Below are 1,311 nucleotides of genomic sequence, written 5' to 3' on the forward strand. Positions count from 1 at the left end.
CGCTCCGCCCGCTACAACCCGGGTCCGGTCGGCGACGCCGCCCCGGCCGACGCCCCCGCGGAGGCCGCCAAGACCGGCGCCTGACGAGGCCGCCGCAGTCCGGGCCGCCCAGGGATCGGCGGCCCGGCGACGAGTGAGCTCCCTGCCCGGAGAACCCGGGCAGGGAGCTCACTCGTCTGTCAGGGTCAGCGGCAGCGGGTCGGCCGCCTCCAGCGCCGGGTCGTCCACCGCGAAGGTGCGCACCCGGCCGGGCGGCGAGTACGGCGTCTCGAAGCGCACCGTCACCCGGCCCACCCCGCTGCCCTGCACCCAGCCCCGGCCGAGCTCCCCGTGCACCACGTCCTGGCCGGGCAGCCAGATCCGCGACCGGGGCCGCTGGTTCGCCCCCGCTGTCACCACCGGCCCGGGCTCCGCCGCCTGCGCCGTCTCCTCGCCCGCCGCAGCCGACTCGGCCGGCCCCTCGCCCAGCTCCGCCGCCTGCTCCTCCGCAGCCTGCTCCTCGGCTGCCTGCGCCTCGGCCGCCTGGGCGAAGAGGTCCTCCTGGGTGTACTCGGCCAGCTGCGAGACGCCCACCCCGAGCAGCCGGATCCCGCCGGTCAGGTTGACCTGGGCGGCCAGCCGGCGCGCGGTGGCCGCGATCACCCGCTCGTCGTCGGTCGGGCCGCGCAGCGTCTCGGACCTGGTCAGGGTGGAGAAGTCGAACCGGCGGACCTTCAGCACCACGGTGCGCCCCGAGCGCCCGGCCGCGCGCAGCCGGCGCACGCACCGCCTGGTCAGCTCGTCCAGCTCGTACATGATCCGGTCCCGGTCGACCAGGTCCACCTCGTAGGTGTCCTCCACCGAGACCGACTTGGCGTCCCGGTCCGGCACCACCGCCCGCCCGTCCAGGCCGCGGGCCATCAGCGAGACCCCGGCCCCGTGCGCGCGCCCGAGCAGCCGCACCAGCTCCGGCTCCGGCTGCTCGGCCACCTCGGCCACCGTCAGCAGTCCGGCCCGGCGCAGCGCCTGCTCGGTGGCCGGCCCGACCCCGGGCAGCGCCCGCACCGGCATCGGGCCGAGCACCGCCCGCTCCTGACCCGGCGTCACCAGCACCAGCCCGTCCGGCTTGGCCTGCTCGGAGGCGATCTTGGCCATCAGTTTGGAGCTCGCCGCGCCCACCGAGGCGGTCAGCCCGGTGCGCTCCTCGATGTCGCTACGCAGGTCCTCGGCCAGTGCCCGGACCAGCTCCGCCCCCGCGCCCGGCGCGGCCTCGCGCAGCGCACCGCTGTACGGGCCGGCCTCCAGGTCCACGTAGGCCTCGTCCACGCTCAG

General features: G+C 77.2%; 1 protein-coding gene. It reads right to left on the bottom strand.

Annotated elements, in window-relative coordinates; all coding sequences use genetic code 11:
- Nucleotides 1-168: 168 nt before the first annotated feature.
- Nucleotides 169-1,311, bottom strand: a 1,143-nt coding sequence (locus C7C46_RS33490; protein WP_110673628.1) for a DNA polymerase IV, incomplete at its 5' end; no start/stop codon positions are given.

The sequence above is a fragment of the Streptomyces tateyamensis genome (assembly GCF_003205575.1).
In the GTDB taxonomy this organism is placed as follows: Bacteria; Actinomycetota; Actinomycetes; order Streptomycetales; family Streptomycetaceae; genus Kitasatospora; species Kitasatospora tateyamensis.